15 protein-coding genes, 1 tRNA gene and 1 rRNA gene are annotated in these 15,901 nt (G+C 72.3%); 7 read left to right on the top strand and 10 right to left on the bottom strand.

Annotated elements, in window-relative coordinates; translation table 11 throughout:
• Positions 1–223, bottom strand: a 16S ribosomal RNA gene (locus K313_RS0103150); the annotation flags it as partial.
• 543 nt (positions 224–766) lie between these two features.
• On the opposite strand from K313_RS0103150, the gene K313_RS0103145 reads away from it, so the two are divergent.
• Positions 767–2,263, top strand: coding sequence for a glycosyltransferase family 39 protein (locus tag K313_RS0103145; RefSeq protein WP_169516812.1), 1,497 nt, complete (start codon positions 767–769; stop codon positions 2,261–2,263).
• Positions 2,264–2,430: 167 nt separating this feature from the next.
• Here K313_RS0103145 and K313_RS0103140 read toward each other — a convergent pair.
• A tRNA-Met gene (locus K313_RS0103140) sits at positions 2,431–2,507 on the bottom strand.
• Between the two features lie 82 nt (positions 2,508–2,589).
• Positions 2,590–5,667, bottom strand: coding sequence for a UPF0182 family membrane protein (locus K313_RS0103135; protein WP_240483920.1), 3,078 nt, complete (start codon positions 5,665–5,667; stop codon positions 2,590–2,592).
• A gap of 234 nt (positions 5,668–5,901) precedes the next feature.
• Between K313_RS0103135 and K313_RS0103130 the strand changes: the two genes are divergently transcribed.
• Positions 5,902–6,435: a PPA1309 family protein gene (locus K313_RS0103130; RefSeq protein ID WP_029210395.1), complete on the top strand. Its 534-nt coding sequence runs from the start codon at positions 5,902–5,904 to the stop codon at positions 6,433–6,435.
• Positions 6,436–6,467: 32 nt separating this feature from the next.
• Here K313_RS0103130 and K313_RS0103125 read toward each other — a convergent pair whose 3' ends face one another.
• Entirely contained in the window at positions 6,468–7,550 is a 1,083-nt protein-coding gene (locus K313_RS0103125) for a YlbL family protein (RefSeq protein ID WP_019287518.1), read from the bottom strand.
• A complete protein-coding gene (locus K313_RS0103120) occupies positions 7,547–7,981 on the bottom strand; it encodes a molybdenum cofactor biosynthesis protein MoaE (protein WP_029210393.1) in 435 nt (144 codons plus the stop codon). The genes K313_RS0103125 and K313_RS0103120 overlap by 4 nt, the downstream gene beginning before the upstream one ends.
• 168 nt (positions 7,982–8,149) lie before the next feature.
• Between K313_RS0103120 and K313_RS0103115 the strand changes: the two genes are divergently transcribed.
• A complete protein-coding gene (locus K313_RS0103115; RefSeq protein ID WP_029210392.1) occupies positions 8,150–9,616 on the top strand; it encodes a zinc-dependent metalloprotease in 1,467 nt (488 codons plus the stop codon).
• Positions 9,613–10,182 (top strand): NUDIX hydrolase, encoded by a 570-nt coding sequence (locus K313_RS0103110; RefSeq protein ID WP_029210391.1) that lies wholly within the window; start codon positions 9,613–9,615, stop codon positions 10,180–10,182. Before K313_RS0103115 ends, K313_RS0103110 begins: the two co-directional genes overlap by 4 nt.
• A gap of 6 nt (positions 10,183–10,188) precedes the next feature.
• On the opposite strand, the gene K313_RS0103105 is transcribed toward K313_RS0103110, so the two are convergent.
• Positions 10,189–10,731, bottom strand: coding sequence for a M48 metallopeptidase family protein (locus K313_RS0103105; protein WP_019287523.1), 543 nt, complete (start codon positions 10,729–10,731; stop codon positions 10,189–10,191).
• Between the two features lie 50 nt (positions 10,732–10,781).
• The gene (locus K313_RS0103100) at positions 10,782–11,609 is read right to left on the bottom strand and encodes an enoyl-CoA hydratase/isomerase family protein (protein WP_084412411.1); all 828 of its coding nucleotides are present in this window, start codon (positions 11,607–11,609) and stop codon (positions 10,782–10,784) included.
• 238 nt (positions 11,610–11,847) lie between these two features.
• Between K313_RS0103100 and K313_RS23825 the strand changes: the two genes are divergently transcribed.
• The 3 genes from K313_RS23825 (at position 11,848) to K313_RS0103085 (ending at position 14,465) form a co-directional block, all read left to right on the top strand.
• Positions 11,848–12,003: a DUF5679 domain-containing protein gene (locus K313_RS23825; RefSeq protein WP_019287526.1), complete on the top strand. Its 156-nt coding sequence runs from the start codon at positions 11,848–11,850 to the stop codon at positions 12,001–12,003.
• A gap of 172 nt (positions 12,004–12,175) precedes the next feature.
• Positions 12,176–13,129, top strand: a complete 954-nt coding sequence (locus K313_RS0103090) for a hypothetical protein (RefSeq protein ID WP_029210389.1) — start codon at positions 12,176–12,178, stop codon at positions 13,127–13,129.
• Positions 13,130–13,139: 10 nt separating this feature from the next.
• Positions 13,140–14,465, top strand: coding sequence for an ABC1 kinase family protein (locus K313_RS0103085; protein WP_029210388.1), 1,326 nt, complete (start codon positions 13,140–13,142; stop codon positions 14,463–14,465).
• A gap of 54 nt (positions 14,466–14,519) precedes the next feature.
• On the opposite strand, the gene K313_RS22005 is transcribed toward K313_RS0103085, so the two are convergent.
• From K313_RS22005 to K313_RS0103070, 3 genes are all read right to left on the bottom strand, one after another.
• Positions 14,520–14,843, bottom strand: coding sequence for a hypothetical protein (locus tag K313_RS22005; protein ID WP_019287529.1), 324 nt, complete (start codon positions 14,841–14,843; stop codon positions 14,520–14,522).
• A 171-nt stretch (positions 14,844–15,014) separates the two neighbouring features.
• Entirely contained in the window at positions 15,015–15,302 is a 288-nt protein-coding gene (locus K313_RS0103075) for a WhiB family transcriptional regulator (protein ID WP_019287530.1), read from the bottom strand.
• A 194-nt stretch (positions 15,303–15,496) separates the two neighbouring features.
• Positions 15,497–15,757, bottom strand: a complete 261-nt coding sequence (locus K313_RS0103070) for a hypothetical protein (RefSeq protein WP_029210387.1) — start codon at positions 15,755–15,757, stop codon at positions 15,497–15,499.
• Positions 15,758–15,901: the final 144 nt, after the last annotated feature.

The following is a 15,901-nucleotide window of genomic DNA, read 5'->3' as shown; positions in this document are numbered from 1 at the left end:
CTCCACCACAAAAGCTTTCCACTCCCACCCCATGCGAGGAGGAGTCATATCCAGTATTAGCCCCGGTTTCCCGGAGTTATCCCAGAGTGAAGGGCAGGTTACTCACGTGTTACTCACCCGTTCGCCACTAATCCACCCAGCAAGCTGGGCATCATCGTTCGACTTGCATGTGTTAAGCACGCCGCCAGCGTTCGTCCTGAGCCAGGATCAAACTCTCCGTAGAAAAATTTGTAAACCCAGCAAAAAGACAAAACAACATGACGTTGAATGTCCATCTACCAAAGGAACCTCAAACGAGGTTTAAAACTTGGCATCGAATTTCGGCACGCTGTTGAGTTCTCAAACATCGGACGCTCACGTCGTGGTCTCGAACTTTTCGTTCGTTCCTGCGTCGTGGCAACCATTCAAACTTACTCTTTCGTGCTTCCCGCGTCAAGTCCGGCCTCGCAGCTCCCGTTGGGAACGTGCTTCGTCCTGACTGTCTGCGCCAAGCAACCCGACTAGGTTACTCGTTCGTGGCCACCTCGTCAACTCCGCGTGATCCGCATCCCCCGGGGGGGTGAGTCCCGCAGCGCGCTCCGTGGCCGGGGCACGAGCGGAAACATTACACAGGCGTCCGGGTGGTGCCAAATCGGGCGTTCGAGCCCCTGAGTACGATCACGTCGACGGGGCGTTGCCTCCCCCGGGTGCGTGGTTCGAGGGTCATGCGCGTCCCCCTCGTCCGGCATCGCCGACCACTTCCCGGGAGGGACGGACCATGGCACGGATGGCACGGGACGCGGGCACCTGGCCCGACGAGCAGCAGGAGCCGGCGGGGGCTGGGCGATCCCGGGCGGTGCCGTGGGTAGCGACGGCGACGGGGGTCGTGCTCCTGATCCTGGCGCCCCGCTACGGCCCCCATCGCGACGAGCTCTACTTCGTCGGTGCGGGCCACCACCCGCAGCGGGGCTACCCGGACCAGCCGCCGCTGACCCCGCTGCTGGCCGCCCTCCTCCACGACCTGGCACCCGGCTCGCTGGTCGCCCTGCGCTCGGTGTCTGCCCTGCTGGTCGTGCTCGTCGTCTGGCTCGCCGCCGACCTCGCCCGAGCGTTCGGCGCCTCCCGGCACGGCCAGCTGCTGTCCGCCGTGGTGGTGGCGGTCGGGCCGGGGGTGCTCTCCGTCGGGCACCTGCTCTCGACGTCCACGCTCGACCTGGCCGTGTGGGTGGGGGTGACCCGCCTCGCGGTCGCTGCCTTGGGCTCGGGAGACCGACGGTGGTGGCTGGCCGCAGGCCTGCTGCTCGGGGTGGGGCTGGAGAACAAGACGCTGCCGGCGTTCCTCGCCCTCGGCCTGGTCGTCGGGCTCGCGGGGTCACCGCGGTTCCGGGGGCACCTCGCGAGTCCGTGGCTCTGGGCGGCCGCCCTGGTCGCCGTCGCGCTGTGGGCCCCGAACCTCCATTGGCAGGCCACCCACGGCTGGCCCCAGCTCGAGCTCGGTGCCGACATCCGGGCTGAGGACGGCGGTCTCTTGGGGGCCGTGACGCTCGTCGGCTTCCAGCTCCTGCTGCTCGGGCCGATCGGCGGCTACCTGGCGGTGCGCGGCCTCGGCGTCGGCCTGCGCAACCGGACGGGCCTGGTCGCGCCCGTCGCGACGGCATACGTCGTGGTGCTCGCGGTGCTGCTCGCCACCGGCGGCAAGCACTACTACACCCTCGGCCTGCTGGTGGCCCTGGCCGCAGCAGGAGCGGCACGCTCGAGCCCGGCGCTCCCGGCTCCGGCGCCCGGGCGGCCCCGGTCCTCATGGTTCGTCTGGATCGCGGCGATCGCCGGACTGGTGCCCTTGCCGTCAGCCCTGCCCGTGCTACCGGCACCCGTCTATGCCGCGACCCCGTGGGCCGCGATCAACGACGACCAGCTCAACACCATCGGCTGGCCCACCGTGGTCGCTCAGGTGCGAGACGTCGTCGACCAGCAGCCGGCCGGTGTCGTCGTGCTGAGCCAGAACTACGGGGAGGCAGGTGCGTGGAGCTGGTTCACGGGGAGGCCCGCCTGGAGCGGGCACAACGGCTACGCCGACTGGGGCCCCCCGCCCGAGAGCTCCGGCCCCGTCGTGCTCCTCGGCGACAGGGAGCCCGACCCCGACCTGTGGGACGGGTGCCGGCTCGCGGCCACCCTGGACCCCGGCGTGGACAACGAGGAGTTCGGTGCGCGGGTGTGGGTCTGCGCCGGCCCGGTCGGCTCCTGGTCGCGAGTCTGGCCCAGGCAGCGGCACCTGTCCGCGTGAGGAGAGGGCTCGGAACCCGACGCGGGTGCCCTCGTCGTTCGCACGTCCATGACGTGGTGAGGCCGCGGACCTGGCGAGCCTGAGTGCCTGCCGGCGGGAGAGCCGCGGAGCGATGACCGCCCAGACATGCTTCTGGCCCGGGATTCGGATCGAATCCCGGGCCAGGTTGGTAGCGGGGGCAGGATTTGAACCTGCGACCTCCGGGTTATGAGCCCGGCGAGCTACCGAGCTGCTCCACCCCGCGTCGGTGACTTCAGGTTACGCGACGGTGGACGGGAGGTGCAAATCGGCGACCAGCCGCGCTTCCGTCACCCTTCCTGACCCGGTCAGGGACTCGTCGGGGTCGGCGTCGAGGTGGGCGTCGCCGACGGGGTGGCGGACGGCGACGCCGGCACCACGGTGGTCTGTCCCGGACGCTGGGCCTTGAGAGCCGCGTCCACCGCCGCCCGCACCCGCTTCTGGGCCTCGCCGTACGCCGTGAAGTCGCCCTTGGCCAGCGCCTCGTCGGCCGCCTTCATCGCCTCCTGAGCCGCGGTGAGCTGCTTGGCGACCTCCGCGTTGCCCTGGTTGCCTTGAGGGGTGGTCGGGCTCTGGCCCGGGGTCGGCGTGCTCGGAGCGGTGGGCGCCGCCGGGCCCGACGTGCCCTGGTCGCCGGCCGTGGCTCCCGAGTTGCCGCCGAAGAGTCCGTCGAGCGCGCCGTCCAGCGTGTCCGACCAGGCGAGCTTGTCGCCGAACGAGGCGACGATCGCCTTGGACTGGGGGTACGCGGACGTGCCGGACGAGGCCTGCACGTAGATCGGCTGGACGTAGAGCACTCCCCCACCCACGGGCAGGGTCAGCAGGTTGCCCATGGACACCTTGGACCCACCCTGCGAGTTGTTGTTGAGGAACTGGCTCAGCGTCAGCGCGAACCGCGGCGACGAGTCGTTGGAGGAGAAGATGTTGTTGGCGACCTGCCCCGGCCCCTGCACCTGGGTGTCCCGTGGCAGCTCGAGCAGCCTCAACGTGCCATAGCCATCCTTGCGCTGACCGTCCTTGCCCCCGGCATCGGCGTCGGCCGAGAGGAAGGCGGACAGCACCGAGCGCTTCTCTGGGGTGTAGGTGGTGGTCAGCGAGAAGGTCGGGGCCGCCTGGCCTGGCACGGCCAGCGAAAGGTAGTACGGAGGCTGGCTGGGCGCCCCGGTCGTCCGGTCGCTCGGGTCGGTCGGGACCTTCCAGAAGTCCTGCCCGCCGAAGAAGCTGTTGGCGTCGGTCACGTGGTACTTGCCGAGCATCGATCGCTGGACCTTGAACATGTCTTCGGGGTAGCGCAGGTGCTGCATCAGCTCCCCCTTGATCGCCGACATGGGCTCGACGGTCCCGGGGAAGGCCTTGGTCCAGGCCTTCAGCAGCGGGTCCTGGTCGTCCCACGCATAGAGGTGCACGGTGCCGTCGTAGGCGTCGACCGTGGCCTTGACCGAGTTGCGCATGTAGTTGACGCGCGCCGGCGCCAGGGCGGCAACGTTCGCGGACCGGGCCGTGAGGGCGTCGGAGGTCGCGTCCTCGATCTCGGTCAGCTGCGAGTAGGGGTAGTTGGCGCTCGTCGTGTAGCCGTCGACGATCCACTGGACCCGTCCGTCGACCACCGCGGGGTAGGGATCACCGTCCAGCGTCAGCCACGGGGCGACCCTGCCGATCCGCTCGCGCGGCTTGCGGATGTCGAGCAGGCGCGACTCCGGGTTGACGGCGCTGGACAGCAGGATGTTGGGCTCGCGATAGGCGATGGCATAGGCGAGGCGACGGGGGAAGGACCCGATCTGGACGCCACCCGCCCCCCGGTAGGTCGTGTTGCGCTGGCCGCCGGCGCTGCCGTCGGGGTGGTCGAGCTCCGCGTCGCCGCTGCCCTCCGGGGCACCGACGATGGAGTAGGTCGGGGACTCCTCCCCGAAGTAGATGCGGGGCTCGTAGGTGCCGAGCTTGCCGGTCGAGGGGATGTTCTGCTCGAAGAAGACCGGCTGACCGTCCGGTCCGCGCCGGTTGCCGTAGGCCGCGACGAGGCCGTAGCCGTGCGTGTAGACCGTGTGGTCGTTGACCCAGTTGCGCCACGAGCGGTCGAGGTCGTCGAGCCGCAGCTCGCGGGCGCCCACCACGGCGTCCACCAACTTGCCCTCGAGGCGGTAGCGGTCGACGTCGAGGCTGGCGGGGAAGGAGTAGAAGGCCTTGACCGCCTGGATGGCCTCGAAGGTCTGCCCCACGATCGCGGGGTCGACGATCCGGATGCCCGGGATGGTGTCGGCGTCGCCGCGCAGCTGACCGCTCGAGACCGTGGTCTCCGCCTTGTAGGGCGTCTTGACCACCTTGTCGAGCCCGAAGGCCGACCTGGTGGCCTCGATGTTGCGCTGGATGTAGGGCTGCTCCAGGGTGCGCTCGCTCGGCTTGACCTTGAGGCTCTGCACGAGCATGGGATAGATGGTCCCGATCACCAGCGCGCACACGGCGAGCAGGCTCACGCCCACCACCGGCAGCCGCCACGACCCGGTCCAGATCGAAGCCAGGAAGAAGAGCGCGCACAGGACGGCCGCGACCGCGAGGATCGAACGACCGGGGAGGACCGCGTGGGCGCCGGTGTAGGTGATGCCGGTGATGCGCCCGGAGTCGGCCACCGCCAGGTCGTAGCGCCCGAACCAGTAGCTGAGCCCCTGCACCAGCGCCACCGCCGCGAACAGGCAGGAGAGGTGGACGACCGCCGCCTTGGTGGAGCGCCCGCTCATGCCCGGTGGGCGCAGTCCGCCATACAGGTAGTGGGTCAGGGCGGCCACGATGGCGGCGAGGACCAGGCCCATGAGGGCGAAGTCAAGCAGGAAGCTCACCCATGGGAGGGTGAAGACGAAGAACCCGATGTCCATCCCGAACTCGGGGTCCTGCTTGCCGAAGGGGACCCGGTGCAGCCACAGCAGGAAGGTCTGCCACTGGCTGGCCAGCGCGGTGCCGCTGAAGACCCCGAGCACGCCCGGCACGACCCAGACGGCCAGCCGGCGCAGGGGGTCCAGCATCGCGCGGTAGCGGTCGAGGGCGACCTGCTCGTCCGTGACGGGGGCGTAGACGGGGCGCAGCCGGTGGCCGATGAGGATGCTCGAGCAGGCCAGGGCGCCGACGACCAGCGCGCCGGTCACGAACAGCCCGGCCTTGGTGAGCAGCTCGGTGGTGAAGACGCGGCTGAAGCGGACGCTGTCGAACCACAGCACCTGCGTCCACACGCTCGCCAGCGCACCCAGCGCCAGCGCGGCCACCGCGACGATCGTCAGCAGCGGGCCGAGCCACCCACGCCCGGCTCTCCCCCGGCCCGGTCGGCGACGGGCACGTGCCGCGCCACCTGCGCCTCCGGGATCGGCCGGACCCGACGCGGGGCGCCCCTCGTCACTCACTGCGTCGTCCTCCTGCACGTTCGGGCCGCCGGGCCGCGACTGCCGCCCGTGGTGCTCGCGGCCCAACCTACCCCGGCTCGCTGGACGTCGGCGGGAGACGTCACCCTGATGTGGCTCCGGACGCTCGCCGATGTCTCGCGGGCCCCGTCAAGGCCTCGGCAGGCGGCTATAGGCTGACCGGCTGTCTGGAGTCCCCGGCTAGGGGTTCCTGCCGCCCTCAGGCAGCATGGACCCGTGACCTCGACTCCTCAGCTCGTCCCCACGCCCCTCATCACGTGCGCCGTCGACACCGAGCAGCACGTGGCCCGCTCCGGCTGGGACCAGCCCACGCGGCTGTTCGCCCTCGTCCGCACCGCCGAGCTGCTGGCTGCCGAGCCCCAGCTCGGCGCCAGGCTCGAGGGCGAGGACCCCGCGGGCCTGACGGCCATCGAGCAGGAGGAGCTGCCCGACGCGTCAGGTCTGGAGGACCTGCTGGCCGGCATCGTGTGGCCCGCCGAGGTCGCGGGCACCGCCATCAGCGTCGAGCGGATCGTCGTGCCTCCGGAGGCCGAGGCGGACCTGCCCGAGGACCCGGAGGCCGCCCTCGAGCGCCTCGCGTCCCACCCGGCGCGCCAGGACGTGCGGCTGCTCGTGGCCGTGGACCGCTCCGGCCAGCAGGTGACGCTCCTGCGTCAGCGCGCCCACGACAGCGACGACGCCGTCGCGATGGGTCCGGACATCGCCCCGGGCCTCGTCGAGGCGTTGCGGGCCACCCTCAGCGAGGCCTGACGGTCGACCGGGTCTGACACGAGCGCATCGGGTCAGCCGCAACCCTGCAGGCCCGCGCCCTTGCCGGCCGCGATGGCCCGCACGTCCGCCAGCGCGTCGTCGAAGTCGTCGACGCGCACGACCCGCAGCCCGTCCGGCACGTGGCCGACGACCTCGCCGCAGTTGCCGGCCGGCGCGAGGAACCACTGGATCCCGGCCGCGCGGGCACCGGCGAGCTTCTGCTGGATCCCCCCGATCGGCCCGACCCGCCCGTCGGGCGACAGGGTGCCCGTGCCAGCGATGCGCTGGCCCGCCGTCAGCTCGCCGGGCGTCAGGCGGTCGTGGATGCCGAGGGCGAACATCATCCCGGCGGAGGGTCCACCCACGTCGCCGGCGTCGATGGTGACCTTGACGGGAAAGGTGTAGTCGACCTTGAGCCCGACCCCGATCACCTTGCGTCCCTGCTGCTCACGCACGGGCAGGGACACCTGACGGCGGGCTCCGTCGCGCACGACGGTGACCGGCACGGACTGACCGGCGGCGTAGGACTGGATCGCCGACCGCAGCCCCGCGCTGCCGGTCACCGGGGTGGACCCGACCTGCACGAAGCGGTCTCCGGGCTCGAGCCGCCCGATGGCCGGGGACCCGGTCGGGAGCACCCCCACCGAGACGGTCTCGGGCACCGTGAGCCCCAGCGCGCGCTCGGCCACGACCACCGCGTCCTCCTGGGAGTGGGTCATCTCGGCGGCGTTCTCGCGCTTGATCTCCTCGTTGGTCGCGCCCTGGGGGAACACCTGCTCCTCGGGCACGACCGAGCGGGCCTGCGAGACGGACGCGGCCAGCAGGTCGTATGCCGTGACCGTGGCACCCGGGCCACCCCGCACCGAGACGGTGGTGAAGCTGAGGACGCCCGACGCGGGGTGGTCCTGGGCCTTGGGCACCGAGATGAGCGGTCGGCCGTCGCGGGTCGCGCCCAGGGTGTTGGTGACGGGGCCGGGACCCATCACGACATACGGCAGCGGGATGAAGGCGAGGGCGACCAGCACCAGGCACAGGAGGCCCAGGACTGCGGCGAGGACGCGACGGCGCCGCCGGCGGGGAGCGGGGATCCCCGGGGCGGGGAAGGCCCCCGTCACGGCAGCCCCACCCACTCCTCGGTCCCGTCGGAGAAGGCCTGGTGCTTCCAGATCGGGACGGTCGACTTGAGCGTGTCGATGAGGTGCCGGCAGGCGTCGAAGGCCTCCCCCCGGTGCGAGGCGCTCACCGCGCAGACGACGGCCAGGTCGCCGATCTCGAGGTGGCCGACACGGTGCACCGCCGCGGCGGCGAGGACGCCCGGGAGCTGTTGGGTGCCGGCCACGACCTCGGCCAGGCGGTCGAGGGCGGTGGGGTGGCCCGAGTAGTCGAGGCTGGTGACGCCCTTGTCGCTGTCGTGGTCCCGGACGATGCCGATGAACGGCACGATCGCCCCGGCCCGCGGATCGCTCACCGCCGCCAGGACCTCGTCGACGGACAGCGGCGCGTCACGCACGGCGACGAGCCGGGCGCTGGGGACTGGCTGGCTCACGGGGGCCCTTCCGTCGAGGGGGACGTCTGCGGGAGAGGCTAGTCTCCATCACCGACAGGGTGGTGCACCTCGACGCCGTCGTCCCTGGACGCACGTGACGGAACGCCCCGCTCCCTCCTAGCGTTGAGGCTGCAGTACCACCCGATCCGTCGACCGGAGGAGCACGTCGTGACCGTCCCACCCACCAACGGACCCGGGTCCGGACCGCACGACCCCGACGATGCCGCCGCCCTGGCCCGCATGCTCGGCGAGATGATGGGTGACCCCTCGCTCGCGGACAACCCCCAGGTGCGCGACGCCCTCCGTCAGCTCGGCATGGAGCAGCTCGACCCCACCCAGCTGGCGATGGTGCGCCAGCAGGTCCAGGCGATGTTCTCCGGTCCGGCCCCCGAGGGTGCCGTCGACGGGGCGGTCGCGCTCGACCTCGCGCGCAAGCGCGTCGCCCAGGGCGGCGACGCCGTCGTGGGGGACGCCGACCGTCGCTCCCACGCCGACGCCATCCGCGTGGCCCAGCTGTGGCTCGACCAGGCCACGGCCTTCGAGGCGGCCAACGCGCCGGACGCCGTGTGGAGCCGGGCCGAGTGGGTCCAGGCGACGATGCCCACCTGGATCGAGCTGGTCACCCCGGTCGCGGACGGCGTCACGGCCGCGATGACGGGGGCGATGCGGGGGCAGCTCGAGGAGCTCGCCGAGCACGGCGGGCTGGAGCAGCTCTCGGGCATGCCGGGCATGCCACAGCTCCCCCAGGGGATGGACACCACGGCGATGATGGCGCAGATGGGCCCGATGATGCACCGCATGGGTGCGGCGATGTTCGCCGCCCAGACGGCCGAGGCGGTCGGTGGCCTCAGCGAGGACGTGGTGTCCGGCACCGAGGTGGGACTCCCCCTCGTGCCGGGTCACGCCGTGGCCCTGCTCCCCTCCGGGGTTCGCGCCCTCTCCGAGGGCCTCGAGGTCGACCCCGCCGAGGTGCGCCTCTACCTCGCGGCCCGCGAGGCGGCCCGGTCCCGGTTGTTCACCGCCGCCCCGTGGCTGACCGCGTCCCTGACCTCTGCCGTGCAGGCCTACGCCCGTGACATCTCGATCGACGTCGAGGGCATCTCCGCCCGCATGTCCACGGTCGACCCGAGCGACCCCGCCGCCCTGCAGGAGGCACTGGGCTCGACGCTGTTCACCCCGGAACCCTCAGACGCCCAGCGTCGCGCCCTGGCCTCGCTCGAGACGCTGCTCGCCCTCGTCGAGGGATGGGTCGACGTCGTCGCCGACCGAGCCACGCGACCGCACCTGCCGGAGGCGGCCGCCCTCGGCGAGACCGTGCGGCGACGCCGGGCGACCGGCGGCCCGGCCGAGAAGGCCTTCGCCCAGCTCGTGGGGCTCGAGCTGCGTCCCCGCCGGCTGCGCGACGCCGCCAACCTGTTCGCAGCCCTCGAGGACGCCGGCGGGCAGGAGCTGCGCGACAGCGTCTGGGCGCACCCCGACGTGGCGCCGACCGGCGACGACCTGGACGACGTCCTCGGCTACGTCCAGCGCGTGCGCTCCGGGCAGGGCGACGACCTGGACGCCGAGCTCGACCGACTGCTGTCGGAGGGGCGCGAGGACCGTCCCGGAGGCGGCCCCACCGACGGCCCGGCGTGACGGACCCCGCGCGACCGGGCAACCTCGCGAGCCTCCGGGCGGACGCCATACGACTGCTGGCAGAGCTGGCTCCGGTCGACGCGAGGGAGGAGTCGCTGCGCGAGGACTTCCTGGTGCACCTCGACCGTCACCCCGACGCGTGGTGGAAGCACGGGCCAGCCGCCCACCTCACGGCGAGCGTCCTGGTGCTGTCCGAGGACCGGCGCCAGGTGCTGCTCACGCACCATCGCAAGGCCCGCACGTGGTTCCAGCTCGGTGGTCATGCCGAGCCCGGCGACGCGGACGTGGCGGCGGCCGCCCAGCGCGAGGGCCGCGAGGAGTCGGGCATCCCGGACCTGCAGGTGACGCCGGTCCTGGTCGACCTGGACCGGCACGCGCTGGGTGAGGGGTTCACGGTGTGCCGCGAGCACCTGGACCTGAGGTTCGTCGCCGTCGTCCGCGAGGTCGAGCCCGTCGTCAGCGCGGAGTCCCTCGACGTCGCCTGGTGGCCCGTGGACGCGCTGCCGCACCCGCACGGCGAGGAGCTGCCCCGTCTGATCGAGCGGGCCGGCCTCCGCGCGCCCTGAGACGGGTCATCCGTCGACGCAGTCCCCCGTGTCCCCCGGATCCCCGGGCGGGGTGTCATCGCGTGCGCCGTGCGCAACTCCCTCGAGGAAGCCCTTGGCGCGCTCCAGCTTGGGATAGCTCCGCAGCAGGCGCCAGAACTCCGGCCCGTGCCCGGGCTGCAGCAGGTGCGCCAGCTCGTGCAGGACGACGTAGTCCTGGACCCACCGGGGCAGCGCGGCCACCCGGTCGGAGATCCGGATGGTGCCGTCCGCGGGGGTGCACGACCCCCACCGCCGGTGCTGGTTGGACACCCAGGAGATGCTCGCGGGCCTGGCCAGGCCACCGAGGTAGGACTGGGACAGCTCCCACGCCCGCTCGGCCAGCCGGCCGTCGCTCGGGCGCACCCGGTGCTCGCGCGCCTCGATGCGGCCGACCATCTGGTCGATCCACTCCTGCTCCTGGCGGCGGGAGTGCCCGGCGGGGATGAGCACGACGATGCGATCGCCCTCGCGGTAGGCGCTGACGGTGCGGCGTCGACGGGTGCTCCGGCGCACCTCGACCTCACTCATGGCGGCACCCTAGCGGCGCTCGGGCGTGGCCCGGGGCAAGCGCGCCGTGCTCAGCGGCCGGTGAAGGTGGGCGGTCGCCGCTCGGTCGCCGCCCGGACGCCCTCCTGCAGGTCCGCCGTCGCCATCGTGGTGGCCTGTGCGAGGGCCTCCCACTCCAGCGCCGCGGCCGGACCGTCGTGGCCGCCGTCCCGCAGCGCGGCCAGGGTCAGCCTCGTGGCCACCGGCGCCGCGGCGGCGACGCGGTCGGCGGCGTCCAGGGCCAGCCGGAGCACCTCGTCCGCCGGGGCGGCCGCGGACGCCAGTCCCAGGCCCACCGCCTCGTGGCCCAGGACCACCCGCCCCGTCAGGAGCATGTCGGCCGCGAGCGCCGGCCCCGCGACCGATGGCAGCGACCACGTGGTCGCCATACCGGGGTGCAGGCCGAGCCCGGTGAAGGGCACGGCGAGCCTGGCCTCCTCGGCGACGTAGCGCACGTCGCAGGCGAGGGCGAGAGCCAGTCCGGCGCCGATCGCGTGGCCGTTGACGGCCGCCACGACCGGCACCTCCAGCCTCGTCATCGACAGCCAACGACGGTAGAAGGTGCGCATCCTGGCCCGGAGGTCGCTGACCGACGCGTCCGGCTCGGCCATCAGCCAGGACAGGTTGCCCCCCGAGGTGAACGCCGTGCCCGCACCCGTCACCACGACACACGCCAGCTGCGTGTCGTCCCCGAGCAACGAGGCGAGACGCGCCCACGAGGTCGTCATCTCCTCGCTCATGGCGTTGCGCTGCTCCGGCAGGTCCAGGGTGACCACGGCCGTATGACGCTCGCCCTGCACCCGGCGGGTCACCGCCAGGTGCTCGAAATCCTGCTCCCACCAAAGGCTTTCACGATCCATGGCCATCCTCGTCGACGTCGCTGCGCTGGCGCCGGGCCGTCCCGGCCGCACGCGTGGCTCGAGCCTAGCCACGGATCGCGACCGGCGGCGCGGGCGGCAGGGGCAGCCTGGGCGCCCTGAGCACGACTGCGTGCTCGCGAGGTGACGCGGCGTAATCCCCGGAACCAGCTCTCGTGTGCTCTATGGTGACCGAAGTCCGATTGCCGCACCCGCGGCACGAACGACAAGGAGAGACGACATGGCCGACACCTACAAGGGTGAGTTCTACTGCGTCAAGTGCAAGGCCAAGCGTGAGGCCGAGGGCAACATCGTGGAGACCAACGGTCGCCGCATGGCCAAGGGCAAGTGCCCCGAGTGCGGCACCAACCTCAACCGCATCCTCGGCAAGGCCTGAGCACCACCTGCCGTCCGAGAGGCGGTGTCGGCACCTGTGCCGGCACCGCCTCTCGGCATCTCCGAGCGGGACAGTCCCGCTCATGGTTATCCACAGAAGTACTTTTGCTGTCGTTTGCCTGAGTTTGTGTGTGGCACGCTCGATCCATCACGCATCCCGTAGGAGACGACCCATGACCCGTTGCGAACGCCCCACCCTCCGCCCCGGCCTCCGCCTGCTCGACCGTGGCGGTGACGAGCTCCAGCTCGGGGCGCACCACCCCACCGCGATGGTGCTGGCCGGTCTCAGCGCCGCCGATCGTGAGGTCGTCATGGCGCTCGACGGCACCCGCTCCCGGGCAGACCTGCAGCTCGTCTACGTCCGCCACGGGGAGGACGACAGCCGCCTCGGCGACCTGCTGGACCTGCTGACCGCCCACGGCCTGCTCGACCCCCGGTCACCCGGCGGCGGCCGCCCCCGGGACGTGCTGCGACTGCCGGCACCGGGAGTGGACTCGTCCTCGGACGCGTCGGACCTGGCTCGCGTCCCGGTGCTCGTCGCCGGGATCGGCGACCTCGCGGAGCAGGTCGCGAGCGCCCTGCGACGACAGCACCCTCGCCTCCACGTGCAGGACGAGCTCGCCCCGACCCACCTGCCGTCTCCCTCTGCCGGCACCGCCGCCAGGGACTCGCGCCGGCCGCCCGCCCTGGCGGTGCTGGTGGCGGACGGTGCGATCGACCCCGTCGTCGCTCGGCAGTGGGCACCGTGGGCGATGGTCCTGCCGGTCGTCGTGGCGGACGGCTCGGTGACCGTCGGGCCGCTGTGGGGCGGGCTCGCCGACCCCTGCCCCCTGTGCCTGGACCGCTACCGCACCGACCGGGATCCCGCCTGGCCACGCCTGCTGGCCCAGCTCACGACGCGGCGTCTGGACGGCCTCCCCCGGCCCGCGCGCACCGACCCCACCACCACGGCGCTGGCCGTGGGCGCGGCGGCCGCCCATGCTCGGGACGCGGTCACCAGGCGTCGCCTCCCGGTGGGGTTCACCACCGAGGTCCACGACGCAGACCCCGTCCCGCGCCAGCGCACCTGGTCGGTCCACCCGCGATGCCTCACCCACCTACCCGCCCAGGTCTCCCTCGCGGGGTGACAATCAAGGGGTGAACGACATCCCTCGACGGTCTGCCCACCGCACGGCCCGCCTGGCCGCCCTCCCGCTGACCTACGCCGGCCGCACCGCGGTGGGACTCGGCCGCCGTCTCGGCGGGGCGCCGGCCGAGGCCGTCGCGGCCCAGGTCGCCGCCCGCACCGCTGACCAGCTCTTCTCGGTCCTCGGCCAGCTCAAGGGCGGGGCGATGAAGGTCGGGCAGGCGATGTCCATCTTCGAGGCGGCGCTGCCCGAGGAGGTCGCGGCGCACTACCGAGGCGCCCTGACGGCGCTCCAGGACGCCGCCCCCTCGATGCCTGCGGAGACCGTCCACCGCGTCCTGGCGAGCGAGCTGGGCGACGACTGGCGGTCCCGCTTCCACGAGCTCGACGACGTCCCCGTGGCGTCCGCCTCCATCGGGCAGGTGCACCGCGGCCGGTGGGCCGACGGCCGCAAGGTGGCGGTCAAGGTGCAGTACCCCGGGGCGGGCGACGCCCTGCTGTCGGACCTGCGTCAGCTCGCCCGCGTCGCGCGCGTGACCGGCGCGCTGCGGACCGGCATCGACATGAAGGCCGTGACCGACGAGCTGCAGGCCCGGATGAGCGAGGAGCTGGACTACACGCTGGAGGCGGCCGCGCAGCGCCAGTTCGCGGATGCCTTCGCCGGGAGCGAGTTCTTCGCCATACCAAGGGTGCTCGAGGCGACGCCTCGGGTCGTCGTGATGGACTGGCTGGAGGGGACCCCCCTGTCCGCCGTGATCCGCGAGGGGTCTGCCGAGCAGCGGGACCAGGCCGCCACGCTCTACCTGGACTTCCTGCTGGCCGGGCCGGACCACGTGGGCCTGCTCCACGCCGACCCGCACCCGGGGAACTTCCGCATCACCGAGGACAGCCGTCTCGGGGTCCTCGACTTCGGGGCCGTCAACCGCCTTCCCGGTGGGATGCCCAGCGCCGTCGGACGTCTCCTCGGTCTCGCGCTGAGTGGCGACGACACCGGCCCCGCCGTGCTGGACGGGCTTCGCGAGGAGGGGTGGGTCCACCCCGGTGCCGACCTCGCCCCGGACCTGCTGCTGGAGTTCCTCGACCCCTTCCTCGAGCCGGCACGCCACGAGCGCTACACGTTCAGCCGCGCGTGGCTCCGGGGATGCTTCGCCCACGTCAGCGAGCCCCGCTGGCAGTCGGTCATCGCCGTCCTCGACCTACCTCCGGACTACCTCCTCATCCATCGTGTGTGGGCCGGAGGCATCGGCGTGCTGTGCCAGATCGGTGGCGAGGTGGAGGCGCGAGCCATCCTGACCCACTGGCTGGACGACCTGACCCTGCACCCGCCGTCGGAGTAGCCCCGCGCCTGCGGCTCGGTCTCTCTCCCCTGGCCGGGAGGGACTACGCGCGACCTACCACCACGCGGAGTCGAGCTTGCCCTCGATCGAGCGGGCGTGCTGCCGGCTGCACCGCTCGCAGGCCCACACCGTCCGACCCCGCTCGGTGCCGAACGTCCACCGCACCCTGGCCTCGGCCAGGTCCGCTCCCGCCACCTGCCACCCGCAGCTGCCGCACGTCATAGTGCCGTCGTCATCCCTGCCGCCGTCGTCCACCCCGAGATCGTATGCCGCCTCCGCCCCTCCCTCACGGGCCCGGGGCGCCAGGACAGCCCCCACGCACGACGAGGCGGGCAGGACCGTGACGATCCTGCCCGCCTCGCGGGAACCGACGACCATAGGGTCATCGCTGCTGACGGCGGCGAACCGACGTCCGTATCTCTGAGGCGCCGCGTGGTCGCGGCGCCCTCGGCAGACGCTCGACGCGCACGCGCGCCAGCTCCTGGCTGAAGTGCTGGAACATGATGGATCTCCTTGGTGATCAAGCTGTGTCGGTGTCTTCGTCAGCGCCTACGCGGCGACGTCGTCCTTGCGGGGCCGCCCGCGCGGCCTCTTGCGGGGCACGACCACCCCTGCGACGAACAGCTGTCCGCCCCAGACGCCCCACGGCTCCCGGCGCTCCAGGGCGCCGGCCAGGCAGTCGTCCCTCGCCGGGCAGGTGCCGCACAGGGACTTGGCGAACTCGACACCGTCGGGGGTGTCGGCGAACCACATCTCGGGCTCGTTCTCCTGGCAGGGGATGGTCTCGGCGGCCGCGATCGCGGCGACCTGGTTGTCGATGAGCTCCGTGAGTGTCATCGCTGCCTCCTCAAGGTGATGCCCCGGGGTGGTGGGGCGGCGGGTGCCCGGTGGGGGCGGGTGGTGGGTCCGGTGGTGCGGTCGAGGGCCATGGGGTCCTCCTCGGCGTGGTCGGTAGGTGCCCGGACACGCACGAAGGCCGCGGATCCCGGATGTCGGGTTCCGCGGCCTTGGAGAGGACCTGGGTCTAGGGACTAGACCGGTGGCCTCCCGAGGAACGGGACGACATCCGACGGGGCGAACGAGGTGGACGGGTCGATGATGTGGGCGGAGCCGGGACGCACTCCGTCCATGACGCGGGCGGTGCCGCCGGCGTAGGACAGACCGGTCCCCTGACCCTTGCCACGGGCACCCGCGGGCGCACCGAGGGTGCCGCGATCACGGGTGGTCGAGCGCAGGGGCGTGACAGCATCGACGCAGTAACGCGTCACGATCGTCATCGTCGTGTTCTCCATGCGGCCCACCCTCCTCACTGCGCTCATCGGCACCTCGGTGCCGGGACGTGCGTCACGAGCAGCGCTCGTGACAGGACACCTTGGACTGTAGCCTCCGCCCGCGAGAGGGGGCAATGCCTTTATCGACCTGATCCGCCAGGCGGG

The sequence above is a fragment of the Arsenicicoccus bolidensis DSM 15745 genome (assembly GCF_000426385.1).
GTDB lineage: Bacteria > Actinomycetota > Actinomycetes > Actinomycetales > Dermatophilaceae > Arsenicicoccus > Arsenicicoccus bolidensis.
This window is presented reverse-complemented; position numbering and strand designations above follow the sequence as displayed.

Excerpts from the sequence above, each read along its gene's own strand:
- K313_RS0103090 (WP_029210389.1), top strand. The coding sequence starts at position 12,176 with ATGACCCGTTGCGAACGCCCCACCCTCCGCCCCGGCCTCCGCCTGCTC.
- K313_RS23825 (WP_019287526.1), top strand. The coding sequence starts at position 11,848 with ATGGCCGACACCTACAAGGGTGAGTTCTACTGCGTCAAGTGCAAGGCC.
- K313_RS0103075 (WP_019287530.1), bottom strand. The coding sequence starts at position 15,302 with ATGACACTCACGGAGCTCATCGACAACCAGGTCGCCGCGATCGCGGCC.
- K313_RS0103100 (WP_084412411.1), bottom strand. The coding sequence starts at position 11,609 with ATGGATCGTGAAAGCCTTTGGTGGGAGCAGGATTTCGAGCACCTGGCG.
- K313_RS0103070 (WP_029210387.1), bottom strand. The coding sequence starts at position 15,757 with ATGGAGAACACGACGATGACGATCGTGACGCGTTACTGCGTCGATGCT.
- K313_RS0103105 (WP_019287523.1), bottom strand. The coding sequence starts at position 10,731 with ATGAGTGAGGTCGAGGTGCGCCGGAGCACCCGTCGACGCCGCACCGTC.
- K313_RS0103145 (WP_169516812.1), top strand. The coding sequence starts at position 767 with ATGGCACGGGACGCGGGCACCTGGCCCGACGAGCAGCAGGAGCCGGCG.
- K313_RS22005 (WP_019287529.1), bottom strand. The coding sequence starts at position 14,843 with ATGGTCGTCGGTTCCCGCGAGGCGGGCAGGATCGTCACGGTCCTGCCC.